The organism is Mesorhizobium sp. B2-1-3, assembly GCF_006442495.1.
In the GTDB taxonomy this organism is placed as follows: Bacteria; Pseudomonadota; Alphaproteobacteria; order Rhizobiales; family Rhizobiaceae; genus Mesorhizobium.
In genome coordinates this window covers 267,554-284,400 of record NZ_VFWL01000006.1, presented here as the reverse complement: position 1 = coordinate 284,400, position 16,847 = coordinate 267,554, and the positions used below count along the sequence as shown (strand labels likewise).

15 protein-coding genes are annotated in these 16,847 nt (G+C 63.8%); 11 read left to right on the top strand and 4 right to left on the bottom strand.

The features are described from left to right. The 4 genes from FJ973_RS13555 to FJ973_RS13540 all read right to left on the bottom strand — a co-directional run. A partial coding sequence (locus FJ973_RS13555; protein ID WP_140556196.1) for a DHA2 family efflux MFS transporter permease subunit occupies nucleotides 1-954 on the bottom strand: 954 nt, incomplete at its 3' end. After that, nucleotides 951-2,117: an HlyD family secretion protein gene (locus FJ973_RS13550; protein ID WP_140556194.1), complete on the bottom strand. Its 1,167-nt coding sequence runs from the start codon at nucleotides 2,115-2,117 to the stop codon at nucleotides 951-953. The genes FJ973_RS13555 and FJ973_RS13550, both read right to left, overlap by 4 nt. Nucleotides 2,118-2,234: 117 nt before the next feature. Then, nucleotides 2,235-2,387 (bottom strand): peptide ABC transporter permease, encoded by a 153-nt coding sequence (locus FJ973_RS13545; RefSeq protein WP_140496137.1) that lies wholly within the window; start codon nucleotides 2,385-2,387, stop codon nucleotides 2,235-2,237. Between the two features lie 151 nt (nucleotides 2,388-2,538). After that, nucleotides 2,539-5,007: a membrane-bound PQQ-dependent dehydrogenase, glucose/quinate/shikimate family gene (locus FJ973_RS13540; RefSeq protein WP_140556193.1), complete on the bottom strand. Its 2,469-nt coding sequence runs from the start codon at nucleotides 5,005-5,007 to the stop codon at nucleotides 2,539-2,541. Nucleotides 5,008-5,202: 195 nt separating this feature from the next. Here FJ973_RS13540 and FJ973_RS13535 point away from each other — a divergent pair, with 195 nt between their 5' ends. The 11 genes from FJ973_RS13535 to FJ973_RS13485 are packed head-to-tail and all read left to right on the top strand — an operon-like array spanning nucleotide 5,203 to nucleotide 16,844. After that, nucleotides 5,203-5,859: a cytochrome c3 family protein gene (locus FJ973_RS13535; protein WP_140496135.1), complete on the top strand. Its 657-nt coding sequence runs from the start codon at nucleotides 5,203-5,205 to the stop codon at nucleotides 5,857-5,859. Next, nucleotides 5,843-8,818: a TAT-variant-translocated molybdopterin oxidoreductase gene (locus FJ973_RS13530; RefSeq protein WP_140556191.1), complete on the top strand. Its 2,976-nt coding sequence runs from the start codon at nucleotides 5,843-5,845 to the stop codon at nucleotides 8,816-8,818. Before FJ973_RS13535 ends, FJ973_RS13530 begins: the two co-directional genes overlap by 17 nt. Beyond that, on the top strand, nucleotides 8,811-10,184 hold the full coding sequence (gene nrfD / locus FJ973_RS13525) for an NrfD/PsrC family molybdoenzyme membrane anchor subunit (protein WP_140522236.1): 1,374 nt from the start codon (nucleotides 8,811-8,813) through the stop codon (nucleotides 10,182-10,184). Before FJ973_RS13530 ends, nrfD begins: the two co-directional genes overlap by 8 nt. Further along, the gene (locus FJ973_RS13520) at nucleotides 10,181-10,708 is read left to right on the top strand and encodes a DUF3341 domain-containing protein (RefSeq protein ID WP_140556189.1); all 528 of its coding nucleotides are present in this window, start codon (nucleotides 10,181-10,183) and stop codon (nucleotides 10,706-10,708) included. Before nrfD ends, FJ973_RS13520 begins: the two co-directional genes overlap by 4 nt. Continuing rightward, nucleotides 10,705-11,241 carry a cytochrome c gene (locus tag FJ973_RS13515; protein ID WP_140556188.1) on the top strand — a complete coding sequence of 179 codons (537 nt, stop codon included), beginning with the start codon at nucleotides 10,705-10,707 and terminating at the stop codon, nucleotides 11,239-11,241. The genes FJ973_RS13520 and FJ973_RS13515 overlap by 4 nt, the downstream gene beginning before the upstream one ends. Next, on the top strand, nucleotides 11,238-12,368 hold the full coding sequence (locus FJ973_RS13510) for a hypothetical protein (protein WP_140556186.1): 1,131 nt from the start codon (nucleotides 11,238-11,240) through the stop codon (nucleotides 12,366-12,368). Before FJ973_RS13515 ends, FJ973_RS13510 begins: the two co-directional genes overlap by 4 nt. Continuing rightward, nucleotides 12,361-12,861: a hypothetical protein gene (locus tag FJ973_RS13505; protein ID WP_140522231.1), complete on the top strand. Its 501-nt coding sequence runs from the start codon at nucleotides 12,361-12,363 to the stop codon at nucleotides 12,859-12,861. Before FJ973_RS13510 ends, FJ973_RS13505 begins: the two co-directional genes overlap by 8 nt. Further along, complete coding sequence (locus FJ973_RS13500) at nucleotides 12,858-13,610, top strand: SCO family protein (RefSeq protein WP_140556184.1); 753 nt, start codon at nucleotides 12,858-12,860, stop codon at nucleotides 13,608-13,610. The genes FJ973_RS13505 and FJ973_RS13500 overlap by 4 nt, the downstream gene beginning before the upstream one ends. Next, on the top strand, nucleotides 13,607-14,566 hold the full coding sequence (coxB, locus tag FJ973_RS13495) for a cytochrome c oxidase subunit II (protein WP_140556182.1): 960 nt from the start codon (nucleotides 13,607-13,609) through the stop codon (nucleotides 14,564-14,566). Before FJ973_RS13500 ends, coxB begins: the two co-directional genes overlap by 4 nt. Next, nucleotides 14,563-16,206: a cytochrome c oxidase subunit I gene (gene ctaD / locus FJ973_RS13490; RefSeq protein WP_140518010.1), complete on the top strand. Its 1,644-nt coding sequence runs from the start codon at nucleotides 14,563-14,565 to the stop codon at nucleotides 16,204-16,206. The genes coxB and ctaD overlap by 4 nt, the downstream gene beginning before the upstream one ends. After that, nucleotides 16,203-16,844, top strand: coding sequence for a cytochrome c oxidase subunit 3 (locus FJ973_RS13485; protein WP_140522225.1), 642 nt, complete (start codon nucleotides 16,203-16,205; stop codon nucleotides 16,842-16,844). Before ctaD ends, FJ973_RS13485 begins: the two co-directional genes overlap by 4 nt. Nucleotides 16,845-16,847 lie beyond the last annotated feature (3 nt).

Sequence of the window (16,847 nt, the reverse complement as noted above, 5' to 3'; positions counted from 1 at the left end):
GTAGTCGAAGGTGGTCTGCTGGAGCTGCGGCAATATCTGCGTGGTGCTGAACAGCACCGCGCCGACCGCCATCATCACCAGGAAAGATGTGCCGAACTGGCGGGTGAAAACCAGCCGCATGTCGACGATCGGATCGCGATGGCGAAACTCCCAGGGGATCAGGAAAAGGAACGAGACGGCCGAGATCACGGCGAACGTCGTGATGAAGCCCGACGCAAACCAGTCGTTGCGCTGGCCCTCGTCAAGGAAGATCTCAAGGGATCCGAGCGCCAGCACGACGAAGATGAAGCCGACCCAGTCGATCTTGAGGCCATCCTTCAGCCTCTCTTGGCGCTCGCGCTCCAGCACGTCTGGTTCGACCAGCAGCCATTGCACAAGGGCCAACGACATGATGCCGAAGGGCACGTTGATGAAGAAGATCCAGTGCCAGGAGAAATGGTCGGTCAGCCAGCCGCCGATGGTCGGCCCGACCGTCGGTGCAACGATGACGGCGATGCCGTAGAGCGCGAAGGCCTGCGAGCGTTTTTCGGGCGGGAAAGTATCGGCGAGGATCGACTGCTCGCTGGGTGCCATCCCACCGCCGCCCAGTCCCTGAAGGATGCGAAACAGGATCAGCATTTCCAGGTTCGGCGCGAGGCCGCAGAGCAGCGACGCGAGCGTGAAGGTAGCGACGCAGATCATGTAGTAGCGTTTGCGGCCGATCACGCCGGCGAGCCAGCCGCTGATCGGGATGATGACGGAATTGGCGACCAGATAGGTGGTGATGATCCAGGTGCTTTCGTCCATTCCGGCCGCGAGGCTGCCGGCTATGTTGCGCAGCGCCACATTGGCAATGGACGTATCGAGCACCAGCATGAAGGTGGCGATGGAGACGACAATGGCGATAAGCCAGGGATTGCGCCCGCCCGCGGCGGACCGGCTTTCGCCGGCTTGCGCGGTCGCCTGGCCGGTCATCGCACCTTGACCGTCGGCACGACGGACATGCCGGGCCCGAGCAGCAGGCCGGTCTTCTTGTCGAAGACGATCTTCACGGGCACGCGCTGCACCACCTTGACGAAATTGCCGGTCGCGTTCTCTGCGGGCAGCAGGCTGAAAGCGGTTCCGCTGCCGGCCTGGATGCTGTCGACGTGGCCCCTGAAGGTCTGCTCCGGGTAGGCGTCGATATCGATCTCGACGGGCTGGCCAGGCCGCATAAGGTCGAGTTGTGTTTCCTTGAAGTTGGCCTTCACCCACACGTCCTCGGGCACGAACATCATCAGCACTTGCCCCGGTTGGGCATATGCGCCCACGGCGGCGGATATGTTCGTCGCCCGTCCGGCCACCGGAGCGGTGATCGAGGTGCGGGAAAGCGCGGTGCGGGCCTGCTCTTCGCTGGCATGGGCCTGGTCGAGTTTTGCCGCCACGCTTTTGCGCTGGGCCTCGAGGACGGCGACTTGTCTCTGGGCCGCCACGACGTTCGCCTGCGAGCTGTCGAGCGTCGCCTGGGCCTGGCGAAGCGTCGAGGCAGCCTGTTGCGCCTGCTGCAGCGTTCCGGTTCCCTTGGCAAGCAATTCGCTGTTGCGCTGATTTTCGGCTTTCGCGAAATCAAGCGCTGCCCGGCCTTGCGACACCTGCTTCTGGGCTTGGTCCACCTTGGCCTGCTGCGCTTCGATCTGGGCTGCGATGTCAGCGGTTTCGGCGTCGGCCTGCGCCACCTGCGCCTGAACCTGCTTGAGGGATGCCTGATAATCCCTGTCATCGATGCGCAGCAGGACATCGCCGGCCTTTACGCTCTGATTGTCGGTCACCGCCACATCGGTGATGCGGCCGGCGATTTCGGCACCTATGGTTACGGTACGGGCGTCGATGAAGGCATCGTCGGTCCATTCATACTGTCGCGCCTGGAGCCACCAGATTATCGCTGCGGCCGATGCCAGCAGCAGAACAAGGATGACCGCCGCGGTGACGTAGGGGTGCCGCCTGAGCGAGCCGAACAGGCCCTCTTTGTTCCCGGCGGAAGCATCGAGGTCCTGTTTCGGTTGTGGGCGCGACGAGGCGCGCTTCGGTCGTGCATCGGGGCGACGTTTTGTTTGAGGTCTTTCGTCGACCGGTGCGACGTCTGGAGAGTTCGTGTCCACGTTAGCGGTCCGCGGTAGGGTTGGTGCGGCAAAAGCCGCGTACTGGAAGGACGTAAATCAACGGACCCGCGTCCGAAAAAGTTCCTGTTTCAGATTGAGGGTTTGTGGCCGGCCGTGCTAGGCGAAGTGCAGCAGCATCATCACCAGCACGATGCCGACAAGTCCCGCAATGAAGATGATACGGCGCGTTCGCGTTCGCAGGATAATCTCGCCTTGCCGCGCATCCTCTGCGGAAAAAACAGGCCCCTCCTTGTCGGGATCGTTGCTCATGAGCTGCTCCTTCCGACGAATTTGGAGTGTCTCAGGCAGCTAAACCTGCTCATCCCGGCAAGGTTCCCCAGAAATCACGGGGGCTGACGGCCGGGGTCACGCTTTGCCAGCCGACAAGCGCAAGCCAGTCCGGGCCACGCCGGGCGCGCCATCAGTCGGCCGGCAACGCATAGGCGATCACGTCGTCGCCGACCTTCGTCTCCATGAAATGATGACCGCCGGGCGCGATGACGACATATTGCCGGCCGCCGACCTCATAGGTCATCGGGGTGGTCTGGCCGCCAGCGGGCAGATCCGTCTGCCAGACCACCTTGCCGGTCTTGATGTCGATGGCGCGCAGCTTGTCGTCCGTCGCCGCTGCGATGAAGATCAGGCCGCCGGCGGTCACGAGCGGCCCGCCATTGTTTGGCGTGCCGATATCCAGCGGCAGCATGGACGGGATGCGCCAGGGGCCATTCTCGACCGCCTCGCCGAGCGGCTTGTCCCAGAGCGTCTTGCCTGTCTTCAACTCGATGGCACGGATATGGCCGTAAGGCGGCTCGGAACAAAGCAGCCCCGTCGAGAGGCGCCAGCCCGCGTTGACGGCAATGGCGTACGGCGAACCCATCTGCGGGTCACCCATGTCCTTGGCCCTTTTCGAAGCGCCGCCCTGTTCGATCGACCTGAAGCCTATCTGGTCCGCCTTTTGGCGCGGTATCAACTGATCATAGTTGGGCATGTCGTTGTAATTGGCGACCAGGATGCCGGCGTCGGTGTCGACGGCAACGCTTCCCCAGTCGGAGCCGCCATTGTAGCCGGGATATTCGATGAAAGGCTTGTCCACCGTGGGGGGCGTATATTCGCCCTGGTAGGAAGCCTGCCGGAACTGGATGCGGCAGTAGAGCTGGTCGAGCGGGCTCATGCCCCACATATCCTTCTCGGTCAGCACAGGCTGGTCGAGATGCGCATAGCCGGAATAAGGCTGCGTCCTGGACAATTTCTCTGGTTCGACGCCGCCCGACGGCACCGGCCGTTCTTCGACCGGGAACAGCGATTTTCCGGTCTTGCGGTCGAGCACATAGATCTGGCCCTGCTTGCTGGGCACGATGATTGCGGGAACCTTTCCATTGACTGACGGAAAATCGACGAGTGTCGGCTGCGAACCGAGGTCATAGTCCCAAAGGTCGTGATGGACGGTCTGAAAATGCCAGACCGGCTTGCCCGTCGTGACATCGATGGCGACGATTGAGGAATTGTATTGGTTTTCGAAGTCCTTGCGATCGACGCCGTAATAGTCGACGGCGGCGTTGCCGAGCGGCAGGAAGACATAGCCGAGCTGCGGATCGGCGGCGGCTACGGTCCACATGTTCGGCGTGCCGCGCGTGTAGGTATCGCCCTGGGGCGGTGCGCCCGTGCGGTCCGGATGGCCCATGTCCCAAGCCCAGACCAGTCTCCCCGACATCACGTCATAGCCGCGCACGACGCCTGACGGCGCATCCTCGGCCTGGCCGTCCTGCACCTGGGCGCCAAGCACGGCAATGCCGCGCACGACGGTCGGAGGCGCCGTCACCGAATACCAGCCGGGCACGGTCTTGCCGAGCCCCTGGGTGAGATCGACGACGCCCTGCTGGCCGAAATCGCCACATGCCTTCCCGGTCCTGGCGTCGATGGCAATCAGCCTTGCATCGAGCGTGCCCCACAGGATGCGTGTTGCGCATGGTCGATCGGCGCTTGCGCCTGGAACGGCGTAGTAGGCGACGCCCCGGCAACTGGCGCCGTATGGGATGGCGGCGTCGGATACCTTCGGATCATAGCGCCACTCCTCCTTGCCGGTTGCCGCGTTGGCCGAGATGACGATGCCCTTGGCCGAACATGCAAACAGGTGCCCGTCCACTTCGAGGGGGGTGTTTTCCGGGGAGTATTTGTCGGTCGCCGCCTTGCTTGGCATATCGCCCGTGTGGAAATCCCAAACTTTGGTCAGCTTCGCGACGTTGTCGGCGGTGATCTGTTTGAGAGGCGAATAGCGGGTGGCAAGTTCCGAGCCGCCATAGACGGGCCAATTCGGTCCAGCCTGGTGTATCGCGACATCGGGCTGAGGGCTGACCGGAGACTGACCAGATGCGCTTCCTGCGGCGGGTGGCGTGACCGGGGTAACCGGGGATGCCTCCTGGGATTGTGCCGAGGGCGTGAAATGCTGAAGCCCGATCGCGCAGCCGACAATGAAAAGGGCAGCGGATGCGGTCGCGCAGCCGCGGTCGCGAACCCGTTTCGCGTGCCCGGCGCGAAAGGCGGGCAAGGTCAAAAGAACGAAGATCAGGATGACCGTCGGCGCGAGCACCCGGGGCATCAACCCCCAGCCGTCCATGCCGATTTCCCAATAAGCCCAGGCGAGCGTCGCGATCCAGGTCAGGACGTAGAGCCAGACTCCGGCGGCATTGCCGCTCAAAAGCAAAACACCCGCCGCCAGGAGAGCCACTCCGGTGGGCAAATAGTACCAGGAGCCGCCCAGCGCGATGAGCCAGGCGCCGCCTGCGCCGATCAGCAAACCAAGTATTGCCAGCAGCACACCCACGAACATGGTCCACCAGAAGGCGACGCCGGAGCGACGCCTGTCGGCGAGATTCGGATTGGCAGAAGTCATGACAGCATTTCCATTACGACAGGCTCATGATTGTTTCGAACGCTGGCCGTCCCGCATGGTTGCGATCGGCCGCGGTTTTCGAGGGTGCTCCCAACTCACCATTTTGTGAGCATTCCGCGCCGACGGAACCTTTGTCGCTTTGCCGCCGTTAGGCGCTCGATCCAAAAGCTTGTTCCAAGCGAAAAATCGGCGAGGATGCCGCAGGTCTTTTCCAGCAACGCCAATGGGATTGCCCGCTTCTTTCTGTGGGGTGTTTGCTGTTTCGCGCTTCTGGCGGCCGTCGGCGGCACGGCGTTTTTGCGTTCAGGGTTCGTTACCGGCGTGGGGCAACCGGTGGCCCAGGCCGTTCCGTTCAGCCACAAGCATCATGTCGGCGATATCGGACTGGACTGTCGTTATTGCCACAACGGGGTCGAGACATCAGCCTCGGCGGGGCTGCCGGCGACAGAAGTGTGCATGACCTGTCATTCGCAGCTCTTCACCAATGCCGAGATGTTGGCGCCGGTGCGCGCAAGTCTCGCTTCGGGACAGCCGCTGCAATGGCAGCGGGTCAATTCGGTGCCGGATTTCGTTTACTTCAACCACTCCATCCATATCGCGAAGGGCGTCGCCTGCGAGACCTGCCATGGCGCGGTCGACGACATGCCGCTGACGCGACGGGCGCATTCATTGTCGATGGAATGGTGCCTTGGCTGCCACCGGGACCCAGGTCCCAACCTTCGCCCGCCGCGGGACGTTTTCCTGATGCACTGGAAGCCGCCTGACGACATCGAGCAGATCCGGCGTTCCCTGATCGGCGTGCTCGACATTCATCCCGAGACCATGACGGATTGCTATGTCTGCCACCGTTGACCGAAATCCGGCTTTCGATCTTGCGGCATTGCGGCTCGCCGCGGCGGGGCGCGAGCCATGGCGAAGCATGGGCGAACTGGCTGACACGGCGGAGTTCCAGCGCTTTGTGGAGGCGGAATTCCCCGCGATGGCCGATCGCCTTCAGCCTGGCTTCGACCGGCGCACCGTCCTGAAACTGATGGGTGCATCGCTGTCGCTGGCCGGCCTGACCGCCTGCAGCGAGGCCGAGAGCATCGTGCCTTATGTCCGCCAGCCGGAGAACATCATTCCCGGCCGGCCGCTCTACTACGCGACAGCCCTCTCCAGCGACGGCTACGGCATCGGAGCCGTGATCGAGAGCCATGAGGGCCGGCCGACAAAGGTCGAGGGCAACCCGGATCATCCGGCATCGCGCGGCGCCACCGATGCCGTCATGCAGGCGGCGGTGTTGTCGCTGTTCGATCCCGAGCGATCTCGCACACCGCTCAAGCTGGGCGAGCCCGCAAGTTACGATGAGTTCCTGAAAGATATCGCCGAACTGGCTGGTGGATTCCTCGCTTCAGGCGGGCAAGGGCTGGCATTGCTGCTCGAGGCGACGACATCGCCGACGACGAAGGCGCAGATCGCGGCGCTGAGGGTGCGCTATCCCAGACTTCGCGTCTTCCGCCACGATCCGCTTGCGGCCAATTCCGGTGAACAGGCAACGGGTACATTGTTCGGCAGGCCGTTGACGGCGATCTACCGTTTCGACCGCGCCGATGTGATCGTCAGCCTGGATGCCGATTTCCTGGGCGATGGTCCGGGGCGCCTGGCCTATGCTCGTGATTTCGCGCAGCGGCGACGGGTGCGCAAATCGACGGACACGATGAGTCGCCTCTATGTCGTCGAGACGACTCCCACCATCACGGGTGCTGCCGCCGACCATCGCCGAGCTATCAGGCCAAGCGCCGTCGCAAGCGTTGCGGCGGCGATCAAGGCCGCCCTCGATGGCGACAATGCCGCGGCCGGCTTGTCGCCGCTCGGTCCGGAATGGACAAACGCGCTTGCCGACGATCTGCGCGGCGCCGGCCGCAATGCGCTTGTGGTGGCCGGAGCGCACCAGGCACCGTCCGTGCATGCCTTGGCCCTAGCGATGAATGCCAGGCTTGGTGCCCTTGGCAACACGCTGCAATTGATCGAGCCGCCTGATGCCATGCCGGTGGATGGCGATCTTGCCACGCTCTGCGGGGCCATCACGGATGGTTCGATCGACAAGACCGTCGTGCTCGGCGCCAATCCCTTGCACACGGCGCCATCGGACCTCGATGCACGGAAGGCTTTTTCGAGCCTGAAGCTTCTTGTCCACTGGGGACTCTACCGCGATGAGACGGCGTTTCTGGCTCGCTGGCATATCCCAGCCGCGCACGAGTTGGAGAGCTGGAGCGATATCCGGGCCTATGACGGTACGGTTTCGATCGTGCAGCCGCTCATAGAGCCTCTGTTCGGTGGCAAGAGCCTGCATCAGTTGCTTGCCGCGCTGGGCGGTGAATTCGGCGCCAATGCGCAGGCACCCGTGCGCCGGACGTGGGCCGCCATGGACGAGGTGGCCTGGCGCAAGGCGCTGCGCGACGGCATCGTGCCGAACACTGCTGCTGGTCCCGCTGCCGTTTCGGCACCGCCGGATAGCGATGGCTCGGCACCCAATGCCGCCACCAAAGGGTTGGAGGTTCGCTTCGTCGCCGATCCCTGGCTTCGCGACGGCCGCCACGCCAATTCATCCTGGCTTCAGGAATTGCCCCGGCCGTTAAGCAAGCTCGTCTGGGGCAATGCGGCGCTGGTCTCGCCAGCCACCGCGCAGCGCCTGAGGCTCGAAAACGGGCAGGTGGTCAACTTGGCGCGGGACGGCAGGACGCTGGACGCACCCGTCTGGATCACGCCGGGACAGCCTGACGACACAGTGACGCTGTCGCTCGGTTTTGGACGCAAGGCCGGCTCGGTGGCGGCACTCGCAGGCGGCTACGACGCCTTCGCGATCCGGACCAGCGATGCGCCATGGTTTGCCGACGATGTCGTCCTGAGCCCGCGCGGCGGTTCGGCGCGTGTAGTCACGACCCAGCATCATCAAGCGATGGAGGGCAGGGCGATCATCCGCCATGCTTCGCTCGATGCGTTCAGGGCAAATCCCCATTTCGTGCGCGCCCACGCGCCCCCAGCGCCCGTGGAATCGCTCTACCCCGACTGGAGCTATGACCAGGAAGCCTGGGGCATGTCGATAGACCTGTCGGCCTGCATCGGCTGCATGGCCTGCGTGTCGGCCTGTCAGGCCGAGAACAACATCGCAACGGTGGGGCCGGACGAGGCGGCACTCGGCCACGAAATGCACTGGCTGCGCGTCGACCGCTACTATGCGGGCGGGATCGACGATCCGGACATGTTCTTCCAGCCGGTGCCGTGCATGCATTGCGAGAAGGCCCCGTGCGAGGTCGTCTGTCCGGTCAATGCGACCATCCATACGCATGACGGTCTGAACGCGCAGGTCTACAACCGCTGCATCGGCACGCGCTACTGTTCGCAGAACTGTCCCTATAAGGTGCGGCGGTTCAATTTTCTGGAGTACCAGGAGTTCGACAAGGACAGCGCGGGACCGGAGCAGGCTGTCCACAATCCCGATGTCACAGTGCGTTCGCGCGGCGTCATGGAAAAATGCAGCTACTGCGTACAGCGCATTTCGCAAAAACGGATCCGCGCCCAGATCGAGAACCGGGAGATCGAGGACGGTGAAATCGTCACCGCCTGCCAGCAGGCGTGCCCGACAAAAGCCATCACCTTCGGCGATCTCAACAGGAAGGATTCGCAGGTCGTCCAGGAAAAGGCCTCGCCACACAATTACGCGCTGCTCGAAGAACTGAACACAAGGCCGCGCACCACCTATCTGGGCAAGGTCAGCAACCCTAACGACCGGCTCGCCGCGACATCCGCCTCGGAGGGCGGCGATGGCTGACGTGGCCGCCCGCAGGACGAGCAAAGGCGTGACACCTGTGCTGCGCGGGCGTCACGATTTTCCAGAGATCAGCGGCCGTATCAGCGCGGTGGTCCTGCAAGGGAAGTTGCCGCGGTTCTTCTGGTCGGCGTTCTTCGTCTGCTTCGCCTTCGTATTGCTGTTCCTCTATTCCATCACCTACCTGGTCTCGGTCGGCGTTGGCGCCTATGGGGTCAACATTCCCGTGGTCTGGGGCACGATGATCTCGAGTTTCGTGTGGTGGATCGGCATTGGCCATGCCGGTACGCTGATCTCGGCGGTGCTGCTGCTGCTGCGCCAGCCCTGGCGCGCCTCGATCAACCGCTTCGCCGAGGCGATGACGCTGTTTGCCGTGGCGATGGCCGGCCTCTACCCTATCCTGCATCTTGGCCGGCCGTGGTTCTTCTATTGGCTCCTGCCCCTGCCCAACACCCACATGCATTGGCCACAATGGCGCAGCCCGCTGGTCTGGGACTTCGCCGCGATTTCCACCTACGCCACCGTCTCGCTGCTGTTCTGGTACACGGGATTGCTGCCTGATCTCGGCGTGCTGCGCGACCGGGCGAAGTCGCGTGGCGGGCAACTTTTCTACGGCGTCCTCGCGCTTGGCTGGCGCGGCTCGGCCTATCATTGGGCGCGATACCGAACGGTCTATTTCCTGATGGCGGCACTCGCAACACCGCTGGTCGTTTCGGTTCATTCGATCGTCGCTCTCGATTTCACCTTCGCCATCACGCCGGGCTTCCATTCGACGATCTTTCCGCCCTATTTCGTCGCCGGCGCGCTCCTTTCCGGCTTCGCCATGGTGCTGACCATAGCCATTCCCTTGCGCTGGGCATTCGCTGTGGAAGACCTGATCACGCCGCGCCACATGGACAACGCCGCCAAACTGATGATCGCGGCCGGCATGGTCGTCATTTACGGCTATGCATCGGAAGCGTTCTTCTCCTGGTATTCGGGTGAGCCTTACGAGCGCGCGATGATGGTCCAGCGCGCCGTCGGCCCTTATGCGCCGCTGTTCTGGACCATGCTCTTCTGCAATTGCGCGGTGCTGCAACTGCTTTGGTTTCGGCGTGTGCGATCCAATATGCCGCTGCTGTTTTCGATCGCTCTGGTCATCAACATCGGCATGTGGCTCGAACGCTACATCATCGTGGTGACCGGCCCGAGCCGCGACTACCTGCCGTCGTCCTGGGGCGAGCAGTCGCTGACCTGGCTCGATTTCGGCATCCTGTTCGGATCGATCGGCACCTTCTTCGCGCTGGTCTTCCTGTTTATCCGCATCCTGCCGGCGATAACCATCTTCGAGGTCGAGGAACTGGCCGAGCAGAAAGGCGGCGCGGCATGAGCGTCCATGGCGTCATCGCGGCTTTCGCCGATCCGGATGCGCTGACCAGGGCGGCGCAAGCGATGCGCGACAAGGGGTACCGGCATATGGATGCGTTCTCGCCGTTCGAGGTGCATGGCCTGATAGACATATTGGGCATGCGAAAAACACGGTTGCCCTGGGTCATGCTGGCGGGTGGCGTCGCCGGCGGCGTGCTGGTCTATGCATTGATCCTTTATTCCGTCGAGGTCGACTATCCGGTCAATGTCGGCGGCCGGCCGCTGCATTCCTGGCCGCCGTTCACGGTCATCGCCTTCGAAGCCGCGATCCTGGCCAGCGTGTTTGCCGGCTTCTTCGGCATGCTGGCCGAGAACCGGCTGCCGCAATATTATCACCCCGTCTTCAACGCCGAGAGCTTCACCTACGCGAGCGGCGGCAAGTTCTACCTGCTGATCGAGGCCACCGACCCGAAATACCGCAAGGGCGTCACCAAGGGGCAACTGACACGGCTTGGCGCCGAGACGGTCGAAGAGGTGGCGATATGAACCCGCGGCTGCTTTTGCCGGTTTGCCTGCTCCTCGGCGCCTGCAAGCAGGACATGGCCGACCAGCCTCGCTACGATCCGCTCGAAAACAGCAGAGAGTTCGCCGACGGCATGTCGGCAAGGACACCGGTCGAAGGCACGGTGACGCGTGACGCCGACCTGGCGGCGACGCCGGACAAATTCCCGTACCCGATCACCATGGCACTGCTTCAGCGTGGGCAGCAGCGCTTCGACATATTCTGCTCTCCCTGCCACGGCCGCACCGGCGACGGGCACGGGATGGTGGTCAGGCGTGGTTTCCCGCCGCCTCCGACCTACCATCAAGATGCGCTGCGCAAGGCGCCGGACCGGCATTTCTACGACGTCATCACCGACGGTTACGGTGCAATGTATCCCTATGCCGCGCGTGTCGAGCCGCGGGACCGCTGGGCGATCGTGGCCTATATCCGGGCGCTGCAATATTCGCGTCATGCTGCGGCCGGCACGCTGCCCGAATCTCTTCGCGCGAAACTCGATGCCGAGGCGGCACGATGAAGCGCGCCGCCCGGCTCGACGGCCATCTCGTCCTGCTGCTCGCAGCGGCCGCCGCGGGGCTCTGTCTGTGCGCGGCCGGGCTGCTCGTCGCCGCGCGCGCGACACTGGCCGGCTGGCTGACGATGGCGGTGTTCCTGCTCGGATTGCCGCTCGGCGCAATGACCCTGGTCATGGTGCACGGGCTGACCGGCGGGCGCTGGGGCGACGCGTTGCGGCCGCCGCTGCGCGCGGCCGTCGCGACCTTGCCTGTCGCGCTGCTGTTGATGCTGCCGGTGCTTGCGCGGCTCGATCTGGTCTTTCCCTGGGCAGGGGCCGACCCGGCGCTGACGGAAGCGGTGCGCCAGAAAATGACCTATCTCAACGTACCATTCTTCGTCGTTCGTTTCATCGCCTGTGCTCTCGTCTGGCTGGCGCTGGCCTGGCTTGTACTTGGCTGGACGGCGCCCGGTTCTGCCGCAAGCAGGACCGGCGGCGGCTACGCCATCGGGCTCGTCGCGCACGGCTTTGCCGTGACGGTGTTTGCCATCGATTGGATGATGTCGATAGAGCCGGATTTTTCCTCCACCATCTATGCGATGCTCGAAGCGGCGGCCGAGGTCGTCGGCGTGTGCGGGCTGGCGCTGGCGGTGCTCTCGGCCGGCCGTGCGATCGAGTCGGCGCCGGGTGGCGAGGAGGACGTGGCGCTCGGCGAAGACCTCGCCAACATGATGTTCGGCTTCATGCTCATTTGGGCCTATCTGGCATTCATGCAGTGGCTGGTCGTCTGGGGCGGCGACCTGCCCGACGAAATCCATTGGTATGTCATCCGTGGTCGAAATGGCTGGCAGTATCTGCTTTGGCTGCTGATCGCGCTGCAATTTGCCTTGCCCTTCGCCGGTTTCCTGAACCGCTCCGTCAAGCGCAGCCGCGTTGGCCTGATAGGGCTCGGCGCGTTCCTGCTGGCCGGACATTTCGCCGATGTCGCCTGGCGCGTCCGGCCGGCTTTGTCCGCCCTCGGTGCAGGAGTGTCGTGGCCGGACCTCGCGGCAATGGTCGGCGCGGGCGGCATCTGGTTCGGGTGCTTCGTCTATATCTGGACCAGGCCTGATCGCATCGTCGTCTGGCGCGGGAGGCTGGCCCGTGGCTAAGGTCGTGCGTCATCCCGAAACACGCGATGTCTGGCCGAGGGCGCTCGTGCTCATTGGCCTCGGCCTGCTTGTCTTCCTGGCGCTCGCCGCGCTTGGGCTGAGACTGATTTTCGATACGGCCCCGTTCTGGCCACTTGCGGGCACGCAGATGAACGGCAGCGCCGCAGGTCCCGCCTTGCAGGATTTCCCCGGGGCCGATCTTGCCGCGTTCCGTCAGCAGGAAGATCGTGAACTCGGCATGCTTGCATGGGTCGACCGCAATGGTGGCATCGCGCGCATTCCGATCGACGACGCCATGAAGCTGATCGCCGCGCAGGGACTGCCGGAGGCGGTAACGCCCGCTGCGGCCGGTGAGGACTGCGCCTTGCTCGAAGGCCAGGTTCCGCGCGCGCCGCAGGCCGGCATTTGCCGCGCCCGAGCGGACGCGGCGCAGCCAAACGCCGGGGCGCCGCAGCAGGGCCAGGCCGCACCGGCCATGGGGGCGAGGCCATGAGGCGTTTGGTCCTGCCGCTCGTGCTCCTGGCTGCAATGACCGCCAGCGTGCGCGCGCGGCCGGTTTTCGAACCGCAGATCGGCGCGCAGGTCAGCCTCGACACAGTCTTCCGCGAGGCTTCGGGCGGACGGCAGACGCTTTCCGGCATTCTCGGCGGGCGGCCGGCGCTGCTCATCTTCGGTTACGACAAATGCCCCAACCTCTGCGGCGTGACCCAGCAGGCGGTTGCCTCGGATCTGAACAAGACCGGCCTCGATCCCGCGACCTACCACGCTCTCTTCGTCTCGATAGATGCTTCCGAGACCGTCGCGGATGCGGCGTCCATCCAAGCCGAAGTCGGGCGGTCCGCCGGTCAGGCAGGGTTGTCCGCGTGGCGCTTCTTGACCAGCGAGGATGGCGCTGGCGCCGCCCTTGCCGTGGAGGCCGGCATCACATTCGACCGGCGCGACCGGATCTCGCAATATGTCCACCCGATCGCGGTCATCGCGCTGACGCCGCAAGGCCGCATCGCGCAAGTACTTCCGGCGCTGAGTTTCGAGCCGCGCGATCTCAGGCTTGCCCTGGTCGAGGCGTCGGCCGGGCGGCTTGGCTCCATCGCCGATCACGTCTTTCTGCTGTGTGCCGGCTTCGATGCATCAAAGGGCCAGTACACGCCAGCGGTCTGGGCAGTCGTGAAGGTGACTGGCATGGCGACGCTGCTTGGCCTTGGCGCCACCATCCTCGTTCTGTCGCGAAGGAGGCCGATTTGACGTTCGGCATCCCTTTTACGCCGCCGCAGGCCTCCTCGATTGCCGGCAGTGTCGACGCCCTGTTCTACGTGCTGCTTGCCTTCACCGTCGCGCTGGGCGTCTTCCTGACCAGCCTGGTCGTTTTCTACGCCATCAAATATCGCGCCGGCTCCAAGGTGGAGCGAACGGGGGAGCGTGCGCGCAGCACGCCGCTCGAGGTGACCTGGACAGTCGCCAGCCTGCTGATCGCTTTCACCATCTTCGGATGGGGAGCCGTGCTGTTCCTGCGCCGCGAACACCCGCCCCTTGACGCACTCGAGATCGCCGGCCTTGGCAAGCAATGGATGTGGGAGTTCCGTCATCCTGGCGGCCAGCGTGAAATCAACGAACTGCATGTGCCGGTCGGCAAGGCGGTGATCGTGTCGCTGGCATCGCAGGACGTGATCCACTCATTCTTCGTACCTGCCTTCCGGGTCAAGCAGGACGCGGTGCCGGGGCGCACCACGCATGTCTGGTTCATCGCCAGCGAGCCCGGGCGGTATCATTTGTTCTGCGCGCAATATTGCGGCACCCAGCATTCGGAGATGGGCGGCTGGGTGACCGTGATGCCGCCGCAAGAATATGCGGCGTGGCTGGGCAACCAGGGCCAGGGTGAAACGCTTGCGGCCGACGGCGAAAAACTCTTCCGCGCGCTCGGCTGCTCCGGCTGCCATGGCAATTCCAGCAAGGTGAGGGCGCCGGATCTGGCTGGGGTCTTCGGACGGCCGGTGGCCTTGGACAATCAACAGACCGTCATTGCCGACGACCGCTATTTGCGCGATTCCATCCTCAATCCGAAGAAGGAGATCGCCGCCGGGTATGAACCCGTGATGCCGAGCTTTGACGGCCTTGTCGACGAGCAGGAGCTACAGATGCTGCTGGCGTATCTCAAATCCCTGTCGTCGCGAGCAACCAGGGAAAGCGGGGCGACCCAATGAGCAGGCAAGCCTTGGCGCCTTCGAGCTATCTGCATGGGGAGGCCGGACCTGCCGCCTGGCTCTTGACCACCGACCACAAGCGCGTCGCCTGGCTCTACCTGATGTCGCTGACGGCGTTCTTTTTTCTTGGCGGTGCCTTTGCCGTGATGATCCGGATCGAACTCGCGTCGCCTGCGGGCGATCTGGTGTCGGACGATGTCTATAACAGGCTGTTTTCCCTGCATGGCATCATCATGGTGTGGTTCTTCCTGGTGCCGTCGATCCCCGCGACGCTCGGCAATTTCCTGCTGCCGCTGATGATCGGCGCGCGCGATCTCGCTTTTCCGCGGCTCAATCTCGCCAGCTGGTACGTGTTCATCTTCGGCAGCGCCTTTGCCCTGGCCGCGGTGCTCGCCGGCGGTGTCGACACGGGTTGGACCTTCTACACGCCGCTCTCGACGCTCTATGCCAACGGCTTCGTTTCGATGGCCGCGCTGGGTGTCTTCATCGTCGGCTTCTCGACGATCATGACCGGCATCAACTTCATCGTCACCGTCCACACGTTACGCGCGCCGGGGCTGACCTGGTTCAGACTGCCGATCTTCGTCTGGACGATGTATGCGACCGCGCTGGTCATGGTGCTGGCGACGCCGGTGCTGGCCGCCTCGCTGATCCTGATCGTGCTGGAGCGTGCCTTCGGTATCGGCATCTTCAATCCCGCTCTGGGCGGCGACCCGCTGCTGTTCCAGCATCTGTTCTGGTTCTACTCACATCCCGCGGTCTACATCATGATCCTGCCCGGCATGGGCGTGGTTTCCGAAGTGCTGCCCTGCTTCAGCAAGCGCCCGCTGTTCGGCTACAAGGCGGTGGCGATGTCTTCGATGGCGATTGCCGTGTTCGGCTTCCTGGTCTGGGGTCACCATATGTTCGTATCAGGCCAGTCGGCCTATGCCGGCATCGTGTTCTCGTTCCTGTCGTTCTGCGTCGCGATTCCCTCGGCGATAAAGGTGTTCAACTGGACGCTGACGCTGCGCAAGGGCGAAATCACTTTCGAGACGCCCATGCTTTATGCGCTGTTTTTCCTGGCGCTGTTCACTTTCGGGGGGCTGGCCGGCCTGTTCCTGGCCGCTCTCGCCGTCGACGTCCACGTTCATGACACCTATTTCGTCGTGGCGCATTTCCATTACATCATGGTCGGCGGCATGGTGACGGCCTACATGGCGGGGTTGCATTTCTGGTGGCCGAAGATCACCGGCCGCGTCTATTCCGAAACCTGGGGCCGTATCGCCGCGACCGTGACCTTCCTCGGCTTCAACCTGACTTTCTTCCCGCAATTCGTGCTCGGTTTTCTCGGCATGCCGCGGCGCTATCACACCTATCCGCCGGAGTTTCAGTTCTGGCACGTATTGTCCTCGGCCGGCGCGGTCGTTCTGGCCGTCGGCTATCTTATGCCGCTGCTCTATCTCGGCTGGTCGCTGTTTCGCGGGACGCGGGCGCCGGCCAACCCGTGGGGCGCGACCGGCCTTGAATGGCAGACGGCTTCGCCGCCGCCCCCGCATAATTTCGACACCATGCCCGTGGTCAGGCGGCCGGCCTATGACTATGCCATGAAAGGCCTGAGGCACGAGACGTTCAGCCCGCACAGGGACGAAGCCTCATGAGCGGGCCGACCGAAAGCATTGCCTTCGATACACGGGCCCGCGAGAAGGCGGCCGATGCATTCGGCATGTGGATTTTCATCGGCTCCGAGGCGATGCTGTTCGGCGCGATCGTGCTGGTGTTCCTCTACGCCCGATTGAGCTATGGCGCGGCATTCGCCGCGGCGTCGCAACATCTGTCATTGCCGCTCGGCACGCTGAATACGGCGGTTCTGATCACCAGCAGCTTCGCGATGGCGCTTGCCCATATGTTCACGGCTGCCCGGCGTTGGCGGCCCGCCTTCTGGGCCTTGATGTCCACGAGCCTGCTTGGCTGCATCTTTCTGGTGATCAAGGCCGTCGAATACAGCAAGGAATTCAGCGAGGGCCTGGCGCCGGTGCTCGGCGCGCCGTTCCGCTTCGCAGGCCCAGATCCGGCCCATGCCGAATTCTTCTTCGCGCTCTATTTCGCCATGACATCGCTGCACGCGCTGCATCTGATAGGCGGCATCGCGGTGATTGCCGGCATGCTGTTGCTCTGGCCGAGGACCGCGCAGGCGAGCCGGGCGCGCCGCGTGCAGGCGATCGGACTCTACTGGCATTTCGTCGACATCGTCTGGGTGTTCCTGTTCCCGGTCCTCTATCTGATCAACCGGGCCTGACGA

Excerpts from the sequence above, each read along its gene's own strand:
- FJ973_RS13545 (WP_140496137.1), bottom strand. The coding sequence starts at position 2,387 with ATGAGCAACGATCCCGACAAGGAGGGGCCTGTTTTTTCCGCAGAGGAT.
- FJ973_RS13540 (WP_140556193.1), bottom strand. The coding sequence starts at position 5,007 with ATGACTTCTGCCAATCCGAATCTCGCCGACAGGCGTCGCTCCGGCGTC.
- FJ973_RS13535 (WP_140496135.1), top strand. The coding sequence starts at position 5,203 with ATGCCGCAGGTCTTTTCCAGCAACGCCAATGGGATTGCCCGCTTCTTT.
- FJ973_RS13530 (WP_140556191.1), top strand. The coding sequence starts at position 5,843 with ATGTCTGCCACCGTTGACCGAAATCCGGCTTTCGATCTTGCGGCATTG.
- nrfD (WP_140522236.1), top strand. The coding sequence starts at position 8,811 with ATGGCTGACGTGGCCGCCCGCAGGACGAGCAAAGGCGTGACACCTGTG.
- FJ973_RS13520 (WP_140556189.1), top strand. The coding sequence starts at position 10,181 with ATGAGCGTCCATGGCGTCATCGCGGCTTTCGCCGATCCGGATGCGCTG.
- FJ973_RS13515 (WP_140556188.1), top strand. The coding sequence starts at position 10,705 with ATGAACCCGCGGCTGCTTTTGCCGGTTTGCCTGCTCCTCGGCGCCTGC.
- FJ973_RS13510 (WP_140556186.1), top strand. The coding sequence starts at position 11,238 with ATGAAGCGCGCCGCCCGGCTCGACGGCCATCTCGTCCTGCTGCTCGCA.
- FJ973_RS13500 (WP_140556184.1), top strand. The coding sequence starts at position 12,858 with ATGAGGCGTTTGGTCCTGCCGCTCGTGCTCCTGGCTGCAATGACCGCC.
- ctaD (WP_140518010.1), top strand. The coding sequence starts at position 14,563 with ATGAGCAGGCAAGCCTTGGCGCCTTCGAGCTATCTGCATGGGGAGGCC.
- FJ973_RS13485 (WP_140522225.1), top strand. The coding sequence starts at position 16,203 with ATGAGCGGGCCGACCGAAAGCATTGCCTTCGATACACGGGCCCGCGAG.